General features: G+C 61.6%; 22 protein-coding genes. 6 read left to right on the top strand and 16 right to left on the bottom strand.

Annotated features, from left to right (window positions below; genetic code table 11):
- Nucleotides 1–15 precede the first annotated feature (15 nt).
- Both JQ863_RS15700 and JQ863_RS15695 read left to right on the top strand, forming a co-directional pair.
- The gene (locus JQ863_RS15700) at nt 16–933 is read left to right on the top strand and encodes a dihydrodipicolinate synthase family protein (protein WP_204115277.1); all 918 of its coding nucleotides are present in this window, start codon (nt 16–18) and stop codon (nt 931–933) included.
- Nucleotides 934–1120: 187 nt separating this feature from the next.
- Entirely contained in the window at nt 1121–2251 is a 1131-nt protein-coding gene (locus JQ863_RS15695; RefSeq protein ID WP_204115276.1) for a CaiB/BaiF CoA transferase family protein, read from the top strand.
- An 87-nt stretch (nt 2252–2338) separates the two neighbouring features.
- On the opposite strand, the gene JQ863_RS15690 is transcribed toward JQ863_RS15695, so the two are convergent.
- The 13 genes from JQ863_RS15690 to JQ863_RS15630 form a co-directional block, all read right to left on the bottom strand.
- Complete coding sequence (locus tag JQ863_RS15690) at nt 2339–2845, bottom strand: MaoC family dehydratase (RefSeq protein WP_204115275.1); 507 nt, start codon at nt 2843–2845, stop codon at nt 2339–2341.
- Nucleotides 2846–2903: 58 nt separating this feature from the next.
- Nucleotides 2904–3740 (bottom strand): fumarylacetoacetate hydrolase family protein, encoded by an 837-nt coding sequence (locus JQ863_RS15685; RefSeq protein WP_204115274.1) that lies wholly within the window; start codon nt 3738–3740, stop codon nt 2904–2906.
- 21 nt (nt 3741–3761) lie between these two features.
- Complete coding sequence (locus JQ863_RS15680) at nt 3762–4490, bottom strand: SDR family oxidoreductase (RefSeq protein WP_204115273.1); 729 nt, start codon at nt 4488–4490, stop codon at nt 3762–3764.
- Nucleotides 4491–4503: 13 nt separating this feature from the next.
- Nucleotides 4504–5718 (bottom strand): UxaA family hydrolase, encoded by a 1215-nt coding sequence (locus JQ863_RS15675; protein ID WP_204115272.1) that lies wholly within the window; start codon nt 5716–5718, stop codon nt 4504–4506.
- Complete coding sequence (locus tag JQ863_RS15670) at nt 5711–6013, bottom strand: UxaA family hydrolase (RefSeq protein WP_204115271.1); 303 nt, start codon at nt 6011–6013, stop codon at nt 5711–5713. The genes JQ863_RS15675 and JQ863_RS15670 overlap by 8 nt, the downstream gene beginning before the upstream one ends.
- Nucleotides 6010–6462, bottom strand: a complete 453-nt coding sequence (locus JQ863_RS15665; RefSeq protein WP_204115270.1) for a MaoC family dehydratase — start codon at nt 6460–6462, stop codon at nt 6010–6012. The genes JQ863_RS15670 and JQ863_RS15665 overlap by 4 nt, the downstream gene beginning before the upstream one ends.
- Complete coding sequence (locus JQ863_RS15660; protein ID WP_204115269.1) at nt 6459–7514, bottom strand: Gfo/Idh/MocA family protein; 1056 nt, start codon at nt 7512–7514, stop codon at nt 6459–6461. Before JQ863_RS15660 ends, JQ863_RS15665 begins: the two co-directional genes overlap by 4 nt.
- 3 nt (nt 7515–7517) lie before the next feature.
- Nucleotides 7518–7847 carry an L-rhamnose mutarotase gene (locus tag JQ863_RS15655; RefSeq protein WP_204115268.1) on the bottom strand — a complete coding sequence of 110 codons (330 nt, stop codon included), beginning with the start codon at nt 7845–7847 and terminating at the stop codon, nt 7518–7520.
- Between the two features lie 14 nt (nt 7848–7861).
- Nucleotides 7862–8971 carry a mandelate racemase/muconate lactonizing enzyme family protein gene (locus tag JQ863_RS15650; protein WP_204115267.1) on the bottom strand — a complete coding sequence of 370 codons (1110 nt, stop codon included), beginning with the start codon at nt 8969–8971 and terminating at the stop codon, nt 7862–7864.
- A gap of 4 nt (nt 8972–8975) precedes the next feature.
- Nucleotides 8976–10064 carry an ABC transporter ATP-binding protein gene (locus tag JQ863_RS15645; RefSeq protein WP_204115266.1) on the bottom strand — a complete coding sequence of 363 codons (1089 nt, stop codon included), beginning with the start codon at nt 10062–10064 and terminating at the stop codon, nt 8976–8978.
- A 5-nt stretch (nt 10065–10069) separates the two neighbouring features.
- Nucleotides 10070–10936, bottom strand: coding sequence for a carbohydrate ABC transporter permease (locus JQ863_RS15640; protein ID WP_204115265.1), 867 nt, complete (start codon nt 10934–10936; stop codon nt 10070–10072).
- 4 nt (nt 10937–10940) lie between these two features.
- Nucleotides 10941–11837 (bottom strand): carbohydrate ABC transporter permease, encoded by an 897-nt coding sequence (locus JQ863_RS15635; RefSeq protein ID WP_204115264.1) that lies wholly within the window; start codon nt 11835–11837, stop codon nt 10941–10943.
- Between the two features lie 118 nt (nt 11838–11955).
- Nucleotides 11956–13263 (bottom strand): extracellular solute-binding protein, encoded by a 1308-nt coding sequence (locus JQ863_RS15630; RefSeq protein ID WP_204115263.1) that lies wholly within the window; start codon nt 13261–13263, stop codon nt 11956–11958.
- Between the two features lie 149 nt (nt 13264–13412).
- On the opposite strand from JQ863_RS15630, the gene JQ863_RS15625 reads away from it, so the two are divergent.
- The 4 genes from JQ863_RS15625 to JQ863_RS15610 are packed head-to-tail and all read left to right on the top strand — an operon-like array spanning nt 13413 to nt 17402.
- Nucleotides 13413–14249: an amidohydrolase family protein gene (locus tag JQ863_RS15625; RefSeq protein ID WP_204115262.1), complete on the top strand. Its 837-nt coding sequence runs from the start codon at nt 13413–13415 to the stop codon at nt 14247–14249.
- 48 nt (nt 14250–14297) lie between these two features.
- Nucleotides 14298–15104 (top strand): IclR family transcriptional regulator, encoded by an 807-nt coding sequence (locus JQ863_RS15620; protein ID WP_204115261.1) that lies wholly within the window; start codon nt 14298–14300, stop codon nt 15102–15104.
- Between the two features lie 28 nt (nt 15105–15132).
- On the top strand, nt 15133–16275 hold the full coding sequence (locus JQ863_RS15615; protein ID WP_204115260.1) for an extracellular solute-binding protein: 1143 nt from the start codon (nt 15133–15135) through the stop codon (nt 16273–16275).
- Nucleotides 16272–17402: a CaiB/BaiF CoA transferase family protein gene (locus tag JQ863_RS15610; RefSeq protein WP_204115259.1), complete on the top strand. Its 1131-nt coding sequence runs from the start codon at nt 16272–16274 to the stop codon at nt 17400–17402. The genes JQ863_RS15615 and JQ863_RS15610 overlap by 4 nt, the downstream gene beginning before the upstream one ends.
- A 117-nt stretch (nt 17403–17519) precedes the next feature.
- Here JQ863_RS15610 and JQ863_RS15605 read toward each other — a convergent pair whose 3' ends face one another.
- The 3 genes from JQ863_RS15605 to JQ863_RS15595 form a co-directional block, all read right to left on the bottom strand.
- The gene (locus JQ863_RS15605) at nt 17520–18800 is read right to left on the bottom strand and encodes a TRAP transporter large permease (protein ID WP_204115258.1); all 1281 of its coding nucleotides are present in this window, start codon (nt 18798–18800) and stop codon (nt 17520–17522) included.
- A gap of 9 nt (nt 18801–18809) precedes the next feature.
- On the bottom strand, nt 18810–19337 hold the full coding sequence (locus tag JQ863_RS15600; protein ID WP_204115257.1) for a TRAP transporter small permease: 528 nt from the start codon (nt 19335–19337) through the stop codon (nt 18810–18812).
- A gap of 71 nt (nt 19338–19408) precedes the next feature.
- Entirely contained in the window at nt 19409–20389 is a 981-nt protein-coding gene (locus JQ863_RS15595; RefSeq protein ID WP_204115256.1) for a TRAP transporter substrate-binding protein, read from the bottom strand.
- Nucleotides 20390–20419: the final 30 nt, after the last annotated feature.

Genomic DNA, 20419 nt, shown 5'->3' with positions numbered 1-20419 from the left:
TGACCGGGAATACCGATGCAAACACCACTCACAGGAATTCTGCCCGTCGCCCCCACCCCGTTCCACGCAGATGGCCGTGTCGACGAGGATGGCATGCGCCGCGTGCTTGACTGCATGATCGACCAGGGCGTCGATGCGATCTGCATCCTTGCCAATTACTCGGAACAGTTCGTCCTTTCCGATGCCGAACGCGCGCTTCTGATGCGGCTTTCGCTGGAACATGTCGCGGGGCGGGTGCCGGTCATTGTCACGGTCAGCCATTTCTCAACCGGCATTGTCGTGGAACGCGCAAAATCGGCGCAGGCGATGGGTGCCGCGATGGTGATGATGATGCCGCCTTATCATGGCGTCGGGCTGGTGCCTGCCGAGGCGGGCATCTACGAGCATTTCCAGGCCGTGTCGGACGCGATTTCGATCCCGATCATGGTACAAGACGCGCCCCTGTCGGGCTGTCAGCTGTCGGTGCCGCTGTTGGTGCGGATGGCGAAAGAACTGGAACAGGTGCGCTATTTCAAGATGGAGATGCCCTTTGCCGCTGACAAGCTGGCGGCTCTGATCGAGGCTGGCGGCGATGCCATCGAAGGCCCGTTTGATGGCGAAGAGGCCGCGACCCTGCTGGCCGATCTCGATGCGGGCTGCACCGGCACCATGACGTCGGGATTGCAATGCGAGCATATCGGGCAGATCATCCGAACCTATCGTGCGGGTGACAAGGACGCGGCGCTGGCGCATTGGACGCGCTGCCTGCCGCTGATCAACCACGAGAACCGGCAATGCGGTCTGCGCGCCTGCAAGACAGTGATGATGGAAGGCGGCGTGATCGGCAGCGACCATGTGCGCCACCCGTTGAAACCGATGTCAGACCGAACCCGCGAGCGTCTGCTGCAACTGGCCTCTGACATGGACCTGATCGCGCTGAAATGGGGCAAGTGACTCTCTGCACGGCGGCCAAAAGGGACGCCTGACCCCACCTTTCGATCCAGTTTTCAAAGACGCCTGCGCGACCATGGTTTGCGCAGGCGTTTTGCGTTTTGACCCGGCTCCCGAACAAGGTCACATGGCACTTTCAATGCCTCCGTATATGAATTATAGTTTTTCATATGAATATTCGGAGCATGACATGAAACCTTTGGACGGGCTCAGAGTCCTCGATTTCGCACAATTCCTGGCTGGGCCGATGGCGGCGATGCGATTGGCCGATCTTGGTGCCGAAGTAATCAAAATCGAGCGGCCCGCCGGCGGGGATCTGTGCCGGTCGCTGGTCATCGCGGACCAGAAAGTCGGGCCGGACAGCCTTTTGTTTCACACCATTAACCGCGGCAAGAAAAGCGTCGCGGCAGACCTGAAGGACAGCGCGGACCTTGAGAAGGTCGCGGCGCTGATCGATACGGCGGATGTCATGATCCACAACTTCCGCCCCGGTGTGATGGAGCGGATCGGGCTAAGCTACGACGCAGTCAGCGCACGCAATCCGCGCCTCGTCTATGGGGCGGTCACGGGCTATGGCACGACGGGGCCATGGGTGAAGAAACCCGGTCAGGACCTTCTCGTGCAGGCGATGACGGGCATGCCGTGGCTGTCTGGGAATGACGGCGAAGCACCGGTGCCCGCCGGGTTCGCGGTGCTGGACATCGCCTGTGGCAACCACCTTGTGCAGGGCATCATGGCGGCGCTGATCCGGCGCGGCGTGACCGGCAAGGGCGGGCTGGTCGAGGTGGACCTGATGTCCTCGTCTCTGGACATGCAATTCGAGTTGCTGACCGCCTATCTGAATGGCGACGGCACCATGCCCCGGCGCAGCGCAGTCTCGAACGCCAATGCCACCGTCGCGGCGCCTTATGGCGTCTATGCCTGTGCCGATGGCTATCTGGCGCTGGCGATGACGCCGATCGCCACCTTGCGCGACTTGCTGGACTGCCCCGAACTGGAAGGCTATTGCGCGCCGGAGATTGCCCTGGAGAAGCGGGACGAGATCAAGGCGATCCTGCGCGACCATCTGGCCGGGAAAACAGTGCAGCATTGGCTGGACCGGCTGGAACCGGCCGACATCTGGTGTGCGCGGGTGATGGACTGGCCTGAGTTGATGGCAACGGACGGCTTTGCAGCGCTGGATGCGGTGCAGGAAATCGCCGCGCCGGATGGCACCCAGATCCGAACCACGCGTTGCCCGATCCGGCTGGATGGCGCGGTATTGCGCAACCCCGAGGGCGGTCCGGCGCTGGGGGCCGATACCGCGCGCTATCTTGGGTAAGGGCCCAGAGGGGCGCTGCCCCTCACATCGAAAACAATTCGTTTTCGATGCTCACCCCGAGGTATTTCGGGCAAGAGGAAGCGGCGGTCAGGTCTCGGGAGTGACGTTTTCAGGGTGGCGGTATTTCACGGTCTGGAGATGCTCGGCGTAGAGCGCCAGTTCACCCTTATTCTTGTAGACCTGGTAGCTGACCTTCACCAAACCCATGTCCTTGTATTTAGGTCGTTTCTCAAGGTTGGTGCGCACGGTGTAGATGGTGTCGCCAATGAAAACCGGCTTGATGAAGCGCAGCTTGTCATAGCCATATGAGAAGGTGTTGACGTTGTTATGGGCCATCAGGCCAAGGCCATAGGAGAACACCATTGCGCCCGCGACAAGACGTTTGCCAAAGACCCCTTCTTCGCTGGTGAAGATATCGTCGGCGACATAGGGGTGATTGTCCATGACAAGGCTGTTGAACAGCATCGCCTCGCCCTCGGAAATCGTCCGGCGGATCGAGCGCCATTTCTGTCCGACCTCGAAATCCTCGTAGAGCCATGTCTCGACGTTGAACAGCTGGGTGTCGTCGTGTTCGTCGTAGTAGCTTTCCGTCATGGCGATCTCCTGTGGATGAAAAAGGGCGGCCCGAAGCCGCCCCTTGATGTCTGCAATGTCAGTCCTGGATGCAGACCTGTTTCTGCTGGCCCAGCCCCTCGATGCCCAGTTCCACGACATCGCCAGCTTTCAGGTAGCGCGGTGGGTTGAAGCCCATGCCGACGCCCGGAGGGGTGCCGGTCGAGATGATGTCGCCGGGATGCAGCGTCATGAACTGGCTGAGGTAGCTGACCACATGGGCGACGCCATAGACCATCGTCTGGGTCGAGCCGTCCTGAACGGTTTCGCCGTTCACCGTCAGCCACATCGACAGGTTCTGGGGGTCGGCAATCTCGTCCTTGGTTACAAGCCACGGGCCAGTCTGGCCGAAGTTGTCGCAAGATTTGCCCTTGGTCCACTGGCCCGCACGCTCGGTCTGGAAGGCGCGTTCGGAGACGTCATTGATGACGCAATAGCCCGCGACGTGGTCGAGCGCGTCCGCTTCCGAGACATATTTTGCCGGCTTGCCGATGACGACGCCCAGTTCGACCTCCCAGTCGGTTTTCTCGGACCCGCGCGGGATCAGGATCGGGTCGTTGGGGCCGCAGATCGCCGAGGTGGCCTTCATGAACAGCACAGGCTCGGGCGGAACCTCCATTCCGGTCTCAGCCGCGTGGTCGGAATAGTTCAGGCCGATGCACATGAACTTGCCGGTGCCGCCGACACAGGCGCCAAGGCGCGGGTCGCCGTCGACAACGGGCAGGTTATTGAAGTCGAGACCTGTCAGGCGGTCCAGATTGACCAGAATGTCCCCGGCAATGTCGCCGACAATGCCGCTGAGGTCACGGATCTGGCCCTGATCGTCCAGAACACCGGGTTTTTCAGCCCCGCGGGGGCCATAACGCAGAAGTTTCATGTCGTCCTCGTCAGTTGGTTGTCAGATGGTCCAGCCACCATCGATATTGTGTGTTTGACCCGTGGTAAAGGCGGCCTCGTCCGAGGCGAGGTAGCAGGCAAGCGCGGCGATTTCAGACGTCTTGCCAACGCGCCCCATCTTCTGCCTTTCGTTGAAGTCCTGCCACGCCTGTTCATAGTCGCCCGTGGCGCGCAGACGCTCGTGCAGGCTGGGGCTGTCGACGGTTCCGGGACAGATCGCGTTCACCCGGATGCCCTGGCGGACATGGTCTGCCGCGACGGCCTTGGTCAGGCCGATCACGGCAGCCTTTGTTGCGCCATAGACAACGCGGTTCGGCACGCCGATCACCGACGATGCAACCGAGGCGACATTGATGATCGACCCCTGCCCGCGTTCCAGCATCCCCGGTAGAACGGCGCGGATCGTGTCGAACATGGCGGCTACATTGAGGGCAAAGGCGAAATCCAGCTGTTCGCGCGTGGCGTCGAGGATGGTGCCCGCATGAACCACTCCGGCGCAGTTGAACAGAACGTCCACCGGACCGGCAGCGGCAATGGCGGCGATCACCGCGTCGGTGTCGGTCACGTCAAGCTGCACGACCTCAAGGCCCTGCGCATCGGCGAGCGGGTCGATGTTGATGTCGGTGGCAATGACGCGGGCGCCCTCGGACGCCATGCGCTCGACCGTGGCACGGCCAATCCCCTGGGCGGCGGCGGTGGCAAAGACGGTTTTTCCTTGAAGTCGTTTCATATCTCTCTCGTTCTCAAGGCACCGGGAGGCAGGCCGGGCCGATGGGGTCGAAGCGTTTGTAGGTCAGGATGAATTCTTGGTGGCCAAGGGATTCCGATGCGGTGGCGGATCCTGCGGCGGTGGCGCGGACCTGGTCATAGATTTCATCCGCCACCTGATCGAGACTGCGCGTGCCTTCGATGATCGCGCCTGCGTTAACGTCCATGTCGCCCTCAAGCGCACGGTAGGTGTCGGGATTGGCGCAGATCTTGATGACCGGTGAGATCGCCGAGCCGACAACCGAACCGCGCCCGGTGATGAACAGGGTCATATGCGCGCCCGAGGCAATCATCTCGACGATTTCGGCATTGTCCGAGATGTTGGGGAACCCGAACCGCACCTCGCCGTCCGGCACCACGTCCATCAGGTAGAGCCCGCCGCGCGGCGGTACGTCACCGGGCTTGATGATGCCGGAAATGGGTGCATCGCCGGATTTGACATAGGCGCCCAGCGACTTTTCCTCGATGGTCGAGAGGCCTCCGGTGGCGTTTCCGGCGGCAAAGCTGCCATAGCCCAGGGTGCTGTAATAGCGCGCGGCCTTTTCCACGCAGGCGGTCAGTTCAGTGCCCAGTTCCGGCGTGATTGCACGTTCCGCCATGATGTGTTCGCAGCCGATCAGCTCGCCGGTTTCCTCGAAAATGCAGGCGGCCCCTTCCGCCACCAGCCGGTCAAAGGCGCGTCCCGCTGCCGGGTTACCCGAGATGCCGCTGGTCCCGTCCGAGCCGCCGCAGACCGTGGCGACGATCAGGTCGCTGACGCCCATCGGCGCACGGGGCACGTCGGCGATCTGTGCCAGCATGCCTTGAACGGCGTCCATGCCCTTGGCGATGGTCGCCGCGGAACCGCCGGATTTCTGGATCACCAGCGTTTCGACGGGGCGTCCACTGGCGGCGATCACCTCGGCCAGTTTCGAGCGGTTGAAGCTTTCGCAGCCCAGGCTGACCAGCAGCACCGCGCCCACGTTCGGATGGGTGCCAAGCTGTTCCATGATCCGTTGGGCATAATCATTGGGAAAACAGCCCGGAAAGCCGATCAGGTGAACATCCTGACCCCGGAAATTCCGCACGATCTCATCCGCAACGAAATGAGCGCATTCGACCAGATAGGCCACGGCGACAGTGTTGCGGATGCCCTTGCGCCCATCGGCGCGCAGGTAACCTTGCCAGTTGGGTTTCGCAATATCAGGCATCGGCCAGCCCCGCTTCTTCGGCGCGGTAGTGGGTCGCGGTGTAACGGCTGGCGATATTGTGGACATGCACATGGGCGCCCGGCGCGATATCGGTCGTGGCGGTGCCGATGGGCATGCCGTATTTGATCACCAGTTCGCCCTTGGCGATGGCGCAGTCGGCGACCTTGTGGGCCATTGCAACATCCGACAGCGTCGCCACCGGGCCATTGGCCGTGTCGATCATCGACCCTTTGGGCACCAACCGCAGCGCGACCTGCACGTTGTCGTCGCGGTGGAGTTTCAAAAACGCGCTCATGCCGCCGCCTTCATCTGGACAAGGTAAATATGTTCGCAGAACAGGACGACCTCGTCCTTCTGGTTAATGACTTCGACCTTTTCAAAGACCTGCCCCATGCCCGCGCGCTTGGGGTCTTCAAGCTTGCGATCGATGGTCAGGCGGGTGCGGATCGTGTCATTGATATGAACCGGGCGAATGAAGCGCAGCCGGTCATAGCCATAGGAAAAGGCGACCGGGTTGATCACGCTGGCGGTCATGCCGATACCGATTGCGAATACCATGGTGCCATGGGCGATACGCTGGCCGAAATCCTGCGTGGCGCACCATTCGGCATCCATGTGATGCGGGAAGAAGTCGCCGGTATGCCCGGCATGAACCACGAAATCGGTTTCGGTGATGGTGCGTCCGAAAGTTTCGCGCTGATGCCCGACCTCGTAATCCTCGTAAAAGATTTCCTGGATGTTCATGTGGGTTTCCTTGCAATCGGGTGGGCGGGCGCGGCGCTGCTTTCATAGGCAGCCTCGACCAGCGCCATGGTGTTCCATGCGTCCTCGACACTTGAAATCAGGGTGGCGTCCTCGCCGGTGACAAAGCGCTGAAGCTGGCTCATCCGGCTGGCAAAAGCGTCGGGGAACCATGCCCCATCCAGCGGAACGGAATGCCAGCCATCGCCGGTGTTGATCTCGAGGATATCCGGTTCACCCTTGGGATAGTCGAGGTTCACGCCCAGTTGCAGATAGGCCGCGCCCCGGGTGCCGCAGATGCGGAATTCGCATGCCTGGTATTTGCGCCCGAAGGCATGGTTGTGGTTGATCGAAAGCGCGCAGCGCAGCGTGTCGCCATAGTCCAGAATGGCCGCTGTACGGGTCTGGGCGATGCGCGATGACGGATGCCCCATCGACTTGGCATGCACGCCGTGCGGGTCACCCAGAAGCCCCCGGATGAAATCGAGGTAATGGATCGAGTGCAGGCTGATCTCGACCCGAGGAAGGGGTTCGAGGAATTTCCACAATCCCCACGGCGTATCGAGGGCAAGCCACGCGTCGAAATCGACGATCTCGCCCAACAGACCCCGGTTCACCGCGTCCTGCAGCGCCAGCATCATTGGCGCGAAACGCAGCTGGAAATTGACGGCGGCCTTGAGGTTGCGCTGGCGGCAGATGGTCAGGATTTCGGTGGCACCCTTCAGGTCCGACCCCATGGGTTTCTGGATCAGCACACCCGCGCCTTCGGGCAGGATCGAAAGGATGCCGACATGGGCATCCGGCGGAGTTGCCAGGTCGAAGATGGCGTCCGGGACGGCGGCGGCCTGTTCCGGCGCGGCATAGGCATCGACCCCATGTTTTGCCGCCAATGCGCGCGCCTTTTCAAGGTCGGGGTCATAGATGCCCGCCACCCTGTAGCCCGCCTTGGCATAGGCCGGCAGGTGGGCGTCGGTGACAATCGATCCGGCACCAAAGATCACTATGGGCCTGGGTTTGGTGGCCTTGGGCCAGTGTTGTTGCAGGTCGTCAAACATCGCTCAATCCAAGTGAAACACTTCTTCCATCATCGCCCACCACTCGCCGTCCTTGCGGGTATCGAGCGGTTTCTGGCAGGGCATGCAGACATCCCACCAGCGCTGGGTCTCGGGGTCGGCGGCCATCTTCGCGGCGTCCGCCTCAAAGTCGCTGCCGTGATATTCCCAGTAGCCGAACAGAAGGTTCTCGGGTTCTTTCAGGTAGATCGAGTAGTTGCGGATGTTGCACTCGGAAATCATCTTCAGGACGCCGGGCCAGACGTCGGCGTGCAACTTTTTGTATTCCTGCACCTTTTCGGCGTCCAGGCCGATCACCATTCCCATGCGTTGCATTTGCGAACCTCCGTTTAGCTGAACATGGCCGACAGCCCGTCGATACGGGCGGCGGTCAGCCTGTCGTTGTCCCAGTCGATCCCAAGCCCCGGCGCATCCGAGGGATAGGCGCGGCCCGCTTCCATCCGCATGGGCGACGCGGTCAGGCTGTCCAACTGCGGGATGTATTCCAGCCACGGCGCGTTGGGGATGGCGCAGACAAGGCTGACATGCAGTTCCATCAGGAAATGCGGGCAGACGGGGACGTTATGCGCCTCGGCCATATGCGCGACCTTCATCCATGGCGTGATGCCACCGATCCGCGCGACGTCCACCTGCACGATGCTGGCGCCCCCGGTCACAAGGTAATCCTTGAACTGGCTCAGCGAATACATGCTTTCGCCCACCGCGATCGGGACCGATGTGCTGGCGGCAAGGCGCGCGTGTTCCATCACGTCGTCGGCGGGCATCGGTTCCTCGAACCAACCAATGTTGAATTCCTCCAGCACGCGAGCGCGGCGGGTGGCCTCGGCGCGGGAGAAGCTCTGGTTGGCGTCGACCATGATTTCGTAAGCATCGCCCACCGCCTCGCGCACAGCCTTCAGCCGCGCGCGATCCTCGGACAGATGCGGGCGGCCGATCTTGATCTTCGATCCGGCAAAACCCTTGGACTGAGCATCCAGCGCATCCGAAACAAGGTCTTCGGTCGGGATGTGCAGCCAGCCGCCTTCGGTGGTGTACATCGGCACGGAATCCTTCGCTCCGCCCAGCATCCGCCAAAGGGGAAGCCCCGCGCGTTTGCAGCGCAGATCCCAAAGGGCGGTGTCGATGGCCGCCAGCGCCAGAGAGGTGATCGCCCCCACCGCCGTGGCATGAGTCGAGAACAACAGGTCGCGCCAAATGCGTTCGATCTCTTCCGCCTCGCGTCCGATCAACTGTGGCACAAGCGTTTCTTGCAGCAGCGACATGACCGCCGGACCGCCCTGCCCGATCGTATAGCTGTAACCCAACCCGGTCTCACCGTCGGTGTCGGTGATCCGCACGAACGGGGTTTCCTGGCTGACGAAGCTTTGGATCGCGTCGACCCGTTTCACCTTGGGTTTGAGGTCGGCCATGAAGATCTCGACCTGGGCAATCTTGGCCATGGGCTTACCTCAAGCTTTGTTGGGTTTCGGCGTCGAACAGGTGGCAGCGGGTCAGGTCCAGCTGGAACTGCAGACGTTCACCATCCGCGACAGGGCGTGGGTTCAGCATCTTGGCCTGCACCTCTTTGCCTGCCAGCGACCCGAACAACAGTGTTTCGGTGCCCAGCGGTTCCGAGAGGTTCACGACCATCTCGAACTCGGCCGATGCGCCTTCCATCGGCATGGCATGGCCCTCTGGCATCAGGTTGTCGGCGCGGAAGCCGAGGATGACCTTCTGCCCGTCCTGCACCTTGCCCGCGAACTGGTCGGGAAGCGTGACCTTCGGCCCGCCGTCAATGGCCACCTCGCCGCCTGCGATCTGACCGGACAGCAGGTTCATCGGAGGCGAGCCGATGAAAGTGGCGACAAAGGTGTTTGCCGGGGTTTCGAATACTTCCAGCGGGGTGCCGACCTGCTCGATATGTCCGTCGCGCATGATCACGATGCGGTCTGCCAGCGTCATTGCCTCGACCTGGTCATGGGTCACGTAGACGATGGTCGATTTGACCTTCTGGTGCAGTTTCTTGATCTCGGTCCGCATCTGCGTGCGCAGCTTGGCGTCGAGGTTCGACAGGGGTTCGTCGAACAGGAACACCTCGGGGTGGCGCACGATGGCACGGCCCATGGCGACGCGCTGGCGCTGACCACCCGACAGGGCGCCGGGCTTGCGGTCCATATACTCGGCCAGCGACAGGATCTGCGCGGCCTCGTCCACGGCCTTGTCGATCTCGGCCTGCGGGCGCTTGGCAATCTGAAGCGAGAAGCCGAGATTTTCGCGCACCGTCATATGCGGGTAAAGCGCGTAGTTCTGGAACACCATCGAGATATTGCGGTGGCGCGGTGGCAGGTCGTTCACCACCCGGTCCCCGATCGAGATGTCCCCGCCCGAGATCGCCTCGAGCCCGGCAATCATCCGCAAGGTGGTGGACTTGCCGCAGCCAGAGGGACCGACCAGCACCACGAACTCGTTATCGGCAATTTCAAGGTTGATGCCGTGGACGACTTCAACAGCGCCGTATTTCTTGACCACGTTCTGCAGTTGAACCTGTGCCATAAGTCTTATCCTTTCACGCCGCCGAAGGTGAGGCCGGCAATGAGGTGTTTCTGTACGATGAAGGTGAGGATGAGTGCGGGAATGATCATCAGGACCGCAAGCGCGCACATGCCCCCCCAGTTGATGGTGAACTCGGACGTGAAGTCGCGCAGGCCCACCGGCATGGTTTTCGAAAACGTCGAGCGGGTCAGCTGACTGGCCAGCGCGTATTCGTTCCAACTTGTCAGGAAGGCGAAGATGCCCGCCGATGCCACACCTGCGCGGGCCACCGGAAACTCGACCTTCCAGAACGCCTGCCAGCGGGTGCAGCCGTCGATCTCGGCGGCTTCGGCCAGGTCGATCGGCACTTGCCGGAAGAACCCGTCAATCAGCCAGATCGTGAAGGGCACGTTCAGTGCGACATAGACCAGGATCAGCCCCATGTGGGTGTCGATCAGGCCGGTCTTGGCCATGACGATGAACAGCGGCAGCGACAGCGACACGCCGGGAACCGCGCGGGTCAGCATCAGACCGATGAAGATCGCCGCCTTGCCCTTGAAGCGATAGCGGGCAAAGGCATAGCCCCCCGCCATACCGACAAGGATGGCGATAAAGGTCGAGGTGACCGAGATGATCAGCGAGTTGGTGAAATATTGCAGCACCGGCACGCCGCCCTCGCCCACCGCGCCGAACATGGCGCGGTAATTGTCGAGGTTCAGGCCACGCGGGATCCACACAGGCGGTTTCGCCATGATGTCTACAGTGGGCCGGAACGAGTTGAGGACAACCCAGAGACCCGGCACGCAGATGATCGCCATGGCAATGAACAGCGCCACGAAATGGGCCAGCTTCAGCAGACGGGCGCGAATACGGTGTTGGAGATTCTCGTTCATGTCCTTACCCCGCCATGCCAAGTTCGCTCCGCGCGGCGTTGAGCTTGCGGAAGAAGTAAACGGTGAAGATGATCGCGAGGAAGATCGAGATATAGCCCATGGCGTTGGCATATCCCATCTTGGCATCGACATAGCCGGTGCGCCCGATCAGCGTCCAAAGCAGTTCGGTCCGGCGGGCGGGGCCGCCGTTCGTCATGATCTGCACGATGTCATAGGCCCGCGCCACATCCAGCGAACGGATGGCCAGCGCGATGTAGATAAACGGCATGACATAGGGCAGCGTGATGTGACGGAAGCTTTGCCATGGGGTGCAGCCATCGACCTTGGCGGCTTCGATCGGATCGCGCGGCACGGCAAACAACCCGGCCAGGATCAGGATGGCGAAGACGGCGGTCGAGGACCACATCTCGGCCACGACAATCGAGAAGAAGGCAAGCTGACCATCGACCAACCACGGGATGGCCCGGTCGGTCAGCCCCAAGGATTGAAGGGCGTTGTTCACCAGCCCGACGTTGTCGTTGAAGATGAACTTGAACTGGAACCCGACCAGAACCGGCGAGAACATCATCGGGAACATCATGATCGTGCGCAGGGCGCGCTGGCCATATGTGACCTTGTTCACCAGAAGCGCCAGGCCAAGGCCCAACAGCATTTCTAGGTTCAGTGCGACAGTCAGCAACAGGACGGTGCGTCCGAAAGCAGACCAGAAATGCACGCTTTTCATCGCCTTTTCGTAGTTGAACGTGCCGATCCACTTATAGAGCGTTTCGGGACGGGTCAGCTTGTAAGGCGTGAAGCTGGAGTAGAATGACAGGATCAGCGGAATAAGCACGACGGCTGCAAGGATGATGATCGCGGGCAGCAGAAGGACAAACCACGCCGGTGGCCGGAAGCGGGACATTGCTTGCGTCCTTGAATTCGAGGAGGGTTTCGTGATGTCGGTTCGGGCAAGGCCCGTCAGGTGACAAGAGGGCGGGCCGGGGATGAGGGGAGGATCACCCCCGGCCATGAAGGGCGGCTTAGTAGACGCCGTTCTCCTGCATCATCTCGTCGACGGCTTCGGCGGCATCGGCAAGGGCATCGTCAATCGACTTGTCCCCAAGGATAGCGGCCTGAAGTTCGGGATAGATGAGGTTGGTGGCCTCGATCCAGTAGGGCGTCTGCGGTGCCGGGAATGCGTGCGACGCGGCAGCCTGGAACGCTTTGAGAACTTCCGAGCGATAGGCATCCCCTTCAGCCGAGGCGACCACGTGTTCCCAGACGGCGGTCCGGGTTGGCAGTGGGCCGGCAGCGCTTTCAAGCTTCTGGCTATCTTCGTTGGTCAGCCATGCAACCAGCGATGCAGCGGCTTCCTTGTTGTCGCAGGCTTCGGTGACCGAGAACCCGTGATGCCCGGACCAGCCCGTACGAATACCGGCCGAGCCCTGCGGCTGAACGATGACGCCCACGTCACCGGCAGCTTTCGAGCTGTCCTCGCCATTGAAGAAACCGGCCCAGCCCGGCCAATCCAGATTCAGTGCGATGGTGCCCGAGGCAAAGCCCTGGCCAAGGTCATCCCACAGGTAGGACGTGGTGCCCGGAGGAACGGCGCCTGCCTGATAGAGATCGACGAACCACGACAATGCGCGTTTGCCCGCGTCCGAATTGAAGGCCGGCGACCAGTCGTCGTTGAACAGCTGACCACCCTCGGCGATCACCATTTCATAGTAACGGCCAACGATGGCCTCGTCCTTGCCGGCGTATTGCGTGCCGTAGAAGTTCGGCGCATCGGTGAAGAAGATCGCCTGTTCCTTGTATTCTTCCCAGGTGTCCGGCGGGGCCAGATCGCGGCCGGTCTTGGCCTTGTATGCCGCCTGGTTGTCGGCGTCGGCATAGACCGACTTCAGATAGTAGAGCGCCGAAACGTCAAACTGCGCGCGTGGCAGCATGACCAGCGCATCGCCGATCTTGGACGCGGCGATGTTTGCGGGCACGTATTCCGCGATGAAATCTGCCGACAGGTATGGCGTCAGGTCGGTATAGAGATTCGGGTATTGCGACGCGAAGGACGAGTGGTTCGAACCGACGCACCAGCCCAGCGTTCCCGCGGCGAGGTCGGACTTGAATTCCTTGTCCAGTTCAAAGTGGTTTTTCTTCGAGATCACCTCGACCTTTGCACCTGTCGCGGCCTCCCATTCCGCGATCCGGGCATAGAGCGCCTCGTATTGCTGACCACCGATCAGCTTGGCTTGCAAGGTGATTCCGTCGAACTCACCCGCTGTTGAATGCCCGGCCACGGCCGCAAGAGCGGTCGCCCCCAAAAGCACCTTAAGTTTCTGATTTCCCATGAGATCCTCCCTTTGGATTTGCCATGACGCAGGGTTTGCGCCGGTATGGGTATTCCTATATGAAACTTCAATTCATATTTACACATAAACTTGACTTTCATATTTAGTCAATGCTTATCTGACTCCAGAAACACCCGGAGGACGCCGACATGCTTTTGGATACCCACCTGCACCTGATCTATAAGGACCGGCTCGAATATCCGTGGCTTGATGGGTTTGAGGCACTGAACCGGGACAATCGGTTTGACGCCTACACGCGCGATGCGGCGCGGTTGGGAATCATGGGTTGCCTCCACATGGAAGTGGACGTCGCCGAGGACCGGATCGAGGACGAGACAGCTCTGATCGGCGAACTGGCGGCAGAGCCCGGCAGCCTGATGCGCGGGGCAATCTCGTCCTGCCGCCCGGAAAACGACGGGTTTGCCGCCTTTCTTGAGCGCAACCTTGATAATCCACTGGTAAAGGGTTTCCGCCGCGTGCTGCACGTTGCCCCGGACGAGGTCAGCCAGACCATGACCTTCCGCGACAATATCTGGCGGCTGTCTGGCACTGGGCGAACCTTCGACCTGTGTGTCCTGCCCCGGCAACTGGGGCTGGCCGCAGAATTGGTCGACCATTGCCCCGACGTGACTTTCATCCTTGACCATTGCGGTGTGCCGGACGTGGCCTCGGGTGCAATAGAACCGTGGCGCGCCGATATTCGGGCTCTGGCAGAACGGCTGAATGTGGTGGCCAAGATCTCTGGGGTCGTCGCTTACGGGGATGCCGACACATGGTCTCTGGACGACATCCGCCCCTTTGTCGAAGAAACCGTTGCTGCCTTTGGCCATGACCGGATCGTCTGGGGCTCGGACCAACCGGTCTGCAACCTCGGCGGTGGGCTGGCAGTCTGGGTGGCCGCAACCCATGCGTTGACCGTCGGTTGGAGCGACGGGGAGCGAGCTGCGTTTTACAATGAAAACGCTTGCCGCATCTGGGACCTGTAAGGCAGAAGCGCCAGAACCGATTATTTCGCCCCGGCAAAGGACATTCCCATGGTTTCCAAACCCGACCGCCCCTCTCCCGATCTTGAGAAATACAGCGCCCCGGCCCTGTCCAAGGGGCTGGACATACTTGAGCTGCTTGCCAGCCAGACGCGGGGATTGAAGAAGGCCGAGGTTGCGGCGGCGCTGGAGCGTTCGGTCAGCGAAATCTATCGGATGCTGGCCGTGCTGCAGGCGCGGGGCTACGTGATGCTGGACCCCGAAAGCGAACGCTACAGCCTGACGCTCAAGATGTTCGAGATGTCGCACCGGCATCCGCCGGTCAAACGGCTGTCTGCGGTGGCCGGGGAAATCATGGAAGAATATGCGCTGCGCCTGAACCAGTCGCTGCACCTTGCCATTCTGCACGGCGCCGACATCCTGGTCATCGCCCAGGTCGATCCGCCCGACAACAATATCACCGCCGTCCGGCTGGGCGCGCGCGTGCCGATTTCCTATACCGCGTCCGGCGCCTGCCTGGTCTACCAGATGAGCAAGGACCGCATCGATGCGCTGTGCGCGCGCAATGAGAACACGACCCCTGACATGCTGCGCATGTTCCATGAAAACGTCGATCAGGTCACCAAGAGCGGCTACTGCCAGAGCGCCTCGTTGACCATTGCGGGTATTCACAACGTCTCGGTCCCGATCTTCTCATACGAAGGTGAGGTCGCCGCAGCACTGACCACGCCCTACATCCGCCGCCTGACCAGCCAGGGCGACCCGGATGTAAAGGAATGCCGCCTTGCGATGATCGAGGCGGGAAAACGGATTTCCGAAGCCCTTGGCGCCGGTGCCGCCTTCGACGCGCCGGATTGACCAGCCATCAGACCAACAGAGAGACACGATGACAGCCACTATTTCCCTCAGGGGCATGACATGGTCCGACCCGCGCGGGTATGACCCGATGGTCGCCGCCGCGGACGCGTTTGCCAAAGCCCACCCTGGCGTGACGATTGAGTGGGACAAACGTTCGTTGCAGGGGTTTGAATCGACCCCGGTTGATGAACTGGCCGCGACCTATGACATGATGATCATCGACCATCCCCACGTCGGCGCGGTGGTGGCCGAGGGCTGTCTTCTTGCGCTGGACGAGTTGCTGCCCGCCGCAACGATGACCGCCCTGATGAATGAAACCGTCGGCAAGAGCTTTGTCAGCTATAACCTTGCCGGGCACCAATGGGCGCTGCCTGTCGATGCCGCGACGCAGGTACAGGCGCATCGGCCCGATCTTGGCGACCGCGTCAGCGGCTGGCGGGACGTGGTCGAGGCGGCACGCGACGGGGCGGTGATCCTGCCGTTGCGCCCGCCGCATTCTCTGATGTGCGTCTATACGCTGGCCGCCAACATCGGCGCGCCCTGCGGGTCAGACCCGACCGAACTGATGCGGCCTGCGGTGGCGGAACAGGTGTTCGACGCTTTGCAAGCCGTCACCGCACATCTTGACCCGACCTGTTTCAGCTTGGACCCGATCGCGGCGCTGGATGCCATGGCCGAAAGTGACAAGGTGCGCCTTATGCCACTGACCTATCTCTACAAGGGGTATGCCGATCAGGGGTATCGCGCCAACCGTATTGCCTTTTCCGATATGCCGGTTCTGGGAAAAAACGGCCCCGTCGGGTCTGCGCTTGGCGGCACCGGACTGGCGATTTCCGCCGGAACGGAACATCCCGAAATCTGCGCCGCCTTTGCCGCCTGGGTCGCGGGGGCGGATTGCCAGTCGGGGTTTTACGTGCAATCGAACGGCCAGCCCGGAAACGCGGTGGCCTGGGCGTCAGAGGCCGCGAACGCCCCCGTCATGGACGCCTATCGCAACACCCGCCTGACACATGAAGCGGCTTGGCTGCGCCCGCGTCACAACGGGTACATGGGTTTCCAGGAAGAGGGCTCGCAGATCGTCAACGACATGCTCACGGGCAAGACCGGCATCGCGGCGGGGCTTGCAGCGCTAAACGCCCGCTTTGCCGCCAGCTTCGAAGGTGAACCATGACAACCGCACCGCTGAAAGGGCTGCGAGTGCTGGACTTCTCGCAGTTTCTGGCGGGCCCCTACGCCTCGCTCCGGCTGGCCGATCTTGGCGCCGAGGTGATCAAGATCGAGCGCAGCGGCAAGGGCGATCTGTCGCGCTACCTCTATGTCTCGGACGTGATGATCGACGGCGAAAGCACGATTTTCCACGCCATCAACCGGGGCAAGAAATCGGTGGCGGTCGACCTCAAGACCGAGGCGGGCAAGGCGCAGGTCTGGGAGTTGATCGACGGCGCGGACGTGGTGATCCAGAACTTCCGCCCCGGCGTGATCGAGCGGCTGGGCTTTGGCTTTGACGCGGTGCGCGCGCGTAAGCCGGGCATCGTATACGGGTCGGTCTCGGGCTATGGCACTGGCCATGACTGGGACGCACTACCCGGTCAGGATCTTCTGGCGCAGGCGCGCAGCGGTGTGATGTGGCTGTCCGGTGCGGCCAATGACGGGCCCGTCGCCTTTGGCCTGCCGATTGCCGATATCCTTGCCGGTGCGGCGCTGGCACAGGGGGTTCTGGCCCTGTTGGTGCGGCGCGGGATCAGTGGCGAGGGCGGGCACGTGGAAACCAGCCTTCTGGAAGCGATGGTCGATTTGCAGTTCGAGTTGCTGACCACCCATTTCAACGATGGCCACCGCCCGCCGCAACGCCCAGCTGCCAATGCCGCCCATGCCTATCTGGGCGCGCCCTATGGCGTTTATGAAACAGCCGATGGCCATGTCGCCATTGCCATGAACGATCTTGGCGACCTTTATGAGTGTCTTGGGCTGGCCGCGCCGGATGCATCCCGCGACCCTTTTGCCGACCGCGACCTGATCCAGTCGGAAATCGCGGCGGCGGTCAGGCCGCTGACCACCAAGTCGTTCATAAAGACCACAGAAGCCCGCGACATCTGGGCGGCGCCGGTGTCGGACTGGCGCGACCTGCGGCAATCGGGTGTTTTGCAGGCGCTTGGCTGCATTGGCGAGACCTCGCGCGGCGGTGAGACATTTGCCAGCGTCCTGTCGCCGCTCAGGGTGGATGGCGCCCGGCTGCGCGCCGATGGTGCGGCTCCCTATCTGGGCGCGGCGCGGCCGGAATGGGCAACACGCGACTGAACGCATCCCTCTTGCAACAAAAGGAAACGCGCCAGCCCCGCAAGGCACTGGCGCGTTTTTTGCTGCAATTCATGGTGGCGGGGCATCCGGGGAGCGTCGGCCCCGCCACCGCCGGGCCTACCCCAAAAGGCTCGGCAAAGTGAGCGATATGGCCGGTATGAATGTTATCATCATCAGGGCCACGAAGATCGCCAGGTAGAAGGGCCAGATCGTCCGAAGCGCCTTTTCCATCGGCAGCCGCCCGACGGCACAGCCGACGAACAGGCAGGCCCCGACCGGCGGGGTACAAAGCCCAAGGCCAAGGTTCACCAGAAGGATCATGCCGAACTGCACGGGATCAACACCCAGCGCATACATGACCGGCAGGAAGATCGGCGTGCAGATCAGGATCAGCGCCGCCATGTCCATGATCATGCCCAGAAGCAGCAGCACCGCGTTGATCATCAAAAGGATCAGGATCGGGTTTTCGGTCAGCCCGGTCAGCAGCGCGACAGTCTTGTCCGGCACCCGGTAGAACGTCAGCATATAGGCAAAGGCCGCGGCGCAGGCGATCAGGATCATCACCATTGACGTTGTGCGCACGGATGAAACCACGGCGATCTTGAAGTTTTCCCATGTGATCGAACGGTAGACCAGCAGGGTCACCACAAAGGCATACATCGCCCCGAACGCACCGGATTCAGTCACGGTGAACACGCCCGACAGCACACCACCGACGATGATGACAGCGGTCAAAAGGCCGGGGATCGCGCCGATGAAGCTGAGGAAAAGAACGGTGAAACCGGGAAACCGCTCGGCCTGATAGCCGCGTTTGACGGCGACGATATAGGCGGCGATGGCCAGGCAGACACACATCAGGATGCCCGGCACCACACCGGCCAGAAACAGTTTCGAGATCGACACCGCACCGCCCGTGGCCAGCGCGAAGATGATCATGTTGTGGCTTGGCGGAATGATGATCCCCGCGATTGACGAGGTCACGGTCACATTGACTGCGTAATCGGCGTCATAGCCCTTGTCCTTCATCACCGGGATCAGGATCGAGCCCAGCGCCGAGATGTCGGCGATCGCAGACCCCGAGATTCCGCCGAACAGCATCGACGAAAACACGTTCACGATGCCAAGCCCCCCACGCACCGCACCAACCGCGCTTTGGGCGAACTTGACCAGCCGCATGGCGATGCCGCCATGGAACATCAGTTCGCCGGCGAAGATGAAGAAGGGGATCGCCATCAGCGAGAACACGTTGATCCCCGACACGATGCGCTGGAACACGACCAGCAGCGGCAGACCCTCGAACCAGAAGGCGCTGAGCGCGGCGATTCCAAGCGCAAAAGCAACCGGCGTGCCGATGATGACGCAGAGGGCAAAGACCCCCAGAAGTAGCAAAAGTCCCATAGTCGCCTTCTATTCTATGCTGTCCTGACGCTCGTCCTTGCCAAGGAAAAGCCGGATCAGGTGGCCGACGGAAAAGAGGAAAATCAGAGCGCCGCAGATGGTCAGCGGCAGGGAACGCAGGCCCTCGGGCCATTTCAGAAGCGGGATGGCGGATTTCCATTTGAACTGGGTCAGTTCCCAGCCATACCAGAACATCATGAAGCCGAACCCGCCCATCAGGATGTCGGTGATAAAGACAAAGACGGTGCGCACCTTCGTTGGCACCGCAGTTCTGAAAAGCACCACGGACAGATGCGTGTGCTGCTGCACCCCGACCGCAGCCCCGAAAAACGCGATCACCATGACCAGCAGAAGCGAGACCTGCTCGACCCAGGTCGGCGTGTCGTTCAACACGTAGCGGCCAAAAACCAGCCAGGCGAAGATCGCGGTCATAATGACAAGCGCTGTACCCGACAGGATCAGGCTGATCCGGCACAGGAATTCAAAAAACCGGTCCATCCGGCCAAGGAACCCATCCCGTTTGGGCGATGTGTCCATCTAATGCCCCTCCCCCATTCAATGACGCCCGGACGTCGTTTCGGCCCGGGCGTCTGTTGACATTGTCAGTGTCACTCGGTCGCTTGCGCGAGTTCCACCAGCGTCCGCATGTTCGGGTTCGCGGCGAGATAGTCCTCGTAGACCTTGCCCATCGCGTTCTGGAACGGAGCTTTGTCGGCGATCTCGGTCACGGTCACGCCTGCGGCCTCCACATCCTTGCGCGCCTGCTCGGACTGAACCGCCCACAGTTCACGCTGATACAGAGCGGCCTCTTGCGCGGCACTGCGCACGGCCTCTTGCAGCTCGGGCGACAGCGCGTTGAACTTGGCGGTGTTGACGCAGATGCATTCCGGGATGATCAGGTGTTCCGACAGCGAATAGTCGGTGGTGACCTCGTAGTGGCCGACGTTCTTGAAGGACGGGAAGTTGTTTTCCGCACCATCAACAACGCCGGTTTTCAGCGCCTGCTGCACTTCCGAGAAGGCCATCGGCGAAGGGTTGCCGCCCATGGCCGAGATCATCGCGGTGTAAAGATCGTTGTTCATCACGCGGATCTTCAGCCCGGCAACATCGTCGGGCGTGTGGATCGCTTTCTGCGCATAGAACGAACGCGCGCCAGCGTCGAACCATGCCAGCGGCAGAAGCCCGGCATCGGCCATCGCGCCCGCAACGATCTGACCTGCTTCACCTTCCATCACGCGGAACATGTGCGGCACGTTTTTGAAGATGAAGGGCAGCGAGACAAGGTTCGCCTCGGCCACCATCGGGCCGATCGGACCCAGGCTGAAGTTGCCGACCTCGATCGCACCGATGCGGACCTGCTCCAGCGCGTCGGGCTGGGTGCCCAGAACGCCGCCGTGGAAGACCTCGATCGTGACGTCGCCGCCGGTCTTTTCGTTCACCAGTTCCGAGAACCGGTCCATTGCCGGGGTGTTGGGGTGGCCATCGCTGTGGATGTTCCAGGCCCGCCAGTTCTCGGCCGCGGCCGCGCCGCCCATGACCGACAGCGCGGCGACCGCGCCAAGAAGGGTTTTTGAAAGTTTCTGGTACATGAGTTCCTCCCTAAGGTTTTGACCAGTTGA

It is taken from the genome of Shimia biformata, from assembly GCF_016888515.1.
Lineage (GTDB): Bacteria > Pseudomonadota > Alphaproteobacteria > Rhodobacterales > Rhodobacteraceae > Shimia_A > Shimia_A biformata.
Note: the sequence above shows the minus strand (reverse complement) of the source record. Positions and strands in the feature narration are given on the sequence as shown.

What these genes read in the sequence shown, in the direction of transcription:
- JQ863_RS15685 (WP_204115274.1), bottom strand. Translation starts at nt 3,740, where the DNA reads ATGAAACTTCTGCGTTATGGCCCCCGCGGGGCTGAAAAACCCGGTGTT.
- JQ863_RS15660 (WP_204115269.1), bottom strand. Translation starts at nt 7,514, where the DNA reads ATGTTTGACGACCTGCAACAACACTGGCCCAAGGCCACCAAACCCAGG.
- JQ863_RS15610 (WP_204115259.1), top strand. Translation starts at nt 16,272, where the DNA reads ATGACAACCGCACCGCTGAAAGGGCTGCGAGTGCTGGACTTCTCGCAG.
- JQ863_RS15680 (WP_204115273.1), bottom strand. Translation starts at nt 4,490, where the DNA reads ATGAAACGACTTCAAGGAAAAACCGTCTTTGCCACCGCCGCCGCCCAG.
- JQ863_RS15650 (WP_204115267.1), bottom strand. Translation starts at nt 8,971, where the DNA reads ATGGCCAAGATTGCCCAGGTCGAGATCTTCATGGCCGACCTCAAACCC.
- JQ863_RS15670 (WP_204115271.1), bottom strand. Translation starts at nt 6,013, where the DNA reads ATGAGCGCGTTTTTGAAACTCCACCGCGACGACAACGTGCAGGTCGCG.
- JQ863_RS15665 (WP_204115270.1), bottom strand. Translation starts at nt 6,462, where the DNA reads ATGAACATCCAGGAAATCTTTTACGAGGATTACGAGGTCGGGCATCAG.
- JQ863_RS15675 (WP_204115272.1), bottom strand. Translation starts at nt 5,718, where the DNA reads ATGCCTGATATTGCGAAACCCAACTGGCAAGGTTACCTGCGCGCCGAT.
- JQ863_RS15605 (WP_204115258.1), bottom strand. Translation starts at nt 18,800, where the DNA reads ATGGGACTTTTGCTACTTCTGGGGGTCTTTGCCCTCTGCGTCATCATC.
- JQ863_RS15640 (WP_204115265.1), bottom strand. Translation starts at nt 10,936, where the DNA reads ATGAACGAGAATCTCCAACACCGTATTCGCGCCCGTCTGCTGAAGCTG.
- JQ863_RS15645 (WP_204115266.1), bottom strand. Translation starts at nt 10,064, where the DNA reads ATGGCACAGGTTCAACTGCAGAACGTGGTCAAGAAATACGGCGCTGTT.
- JQ863_RS15615 (WP_204115260.1), top strand. Translation starts at nt 15,133, where the DNA reads ATGACAGCCACTATTTCCCTCAGGGGCATGACATGGTCCGACCCGCGC.
- JQ863_RS15600 (WP_204115257.1), bottom strand. Translation starts at nt 19,337, where the DNA reads ATGGACACATCGCCCAAACGGGATGGGTTCCTTGGCCGGATGGACCGG.
- JQ863_RS15635 (WP_204115264.1), bottom strand. Translation starts at nt 11,837, where the DNA reads ATGTCCCGCTTCCGGCCACCGGCGTGGTTTGTCCTTCTGCTGCCCGCG.
- JQ863_RS15700 (WP_204115277.1), top strand. Translation starts at nt 16, where the DNA reads ATGCAAACACCACTCACAGGAATTCTGCCCGTCGCCCCCACCCCGTTC.
- JQ863_RS15690 (WP_204115275.1), bottom strand. Translation starts at nt 2,845, where the DNA reads ATGACGGAAAGCTACTACGACGAACACGACGACACCCAGCTGTTCAAC.
- JQ863_RS15655 (WP_204115268.1), bottom strand. Translation starts at nt 7,847, where the DNA reads ATGCAACGCATGGGAATGGTGATCGGCCTGGACGCCGAAAAGGTGCAG.
- JQ863_RS15620 (WP_204115261.1), top strand. Translation starts at nt 14,298, where the DNA reads ATGGTTTCCAAACCCGACCGCCCCTCTCCCGATCTTGAGAAATACAGC.
- JQ863_RS15625 (WP_204115262.1), top strand. Translation starts at nt 13,413, where the DNA reads ATGCTTTTGGATACCCACCTGCACCTGATCTATAAGGACCGGCTCGAA.
- JQ863_RS15630 (WP_204115263.1), bottom strand. Translation starts at nt 13,263, where the DNA reads ATGGGAAATCAGAAACTTAAGGTGCTTTTGGGGGCGACCGCTCTTGCG.
- JQ863_RS15695 (WP_204115276.1), top strand. Translation starts at nt 1,121, where the DNA reads ATGAAACCTTTGGACGGGCTCAGAGTCCTCGATTTCGCACAATTCCTG.
- JQ863_RS15595 (WP_204115256.1), bottom strand. Translation starts at nt 20,389, where the DNA reads ATGTACCAGAAACTTTCAAAAACCCTTCTTGGCGCGGTCGCCGCGCTG.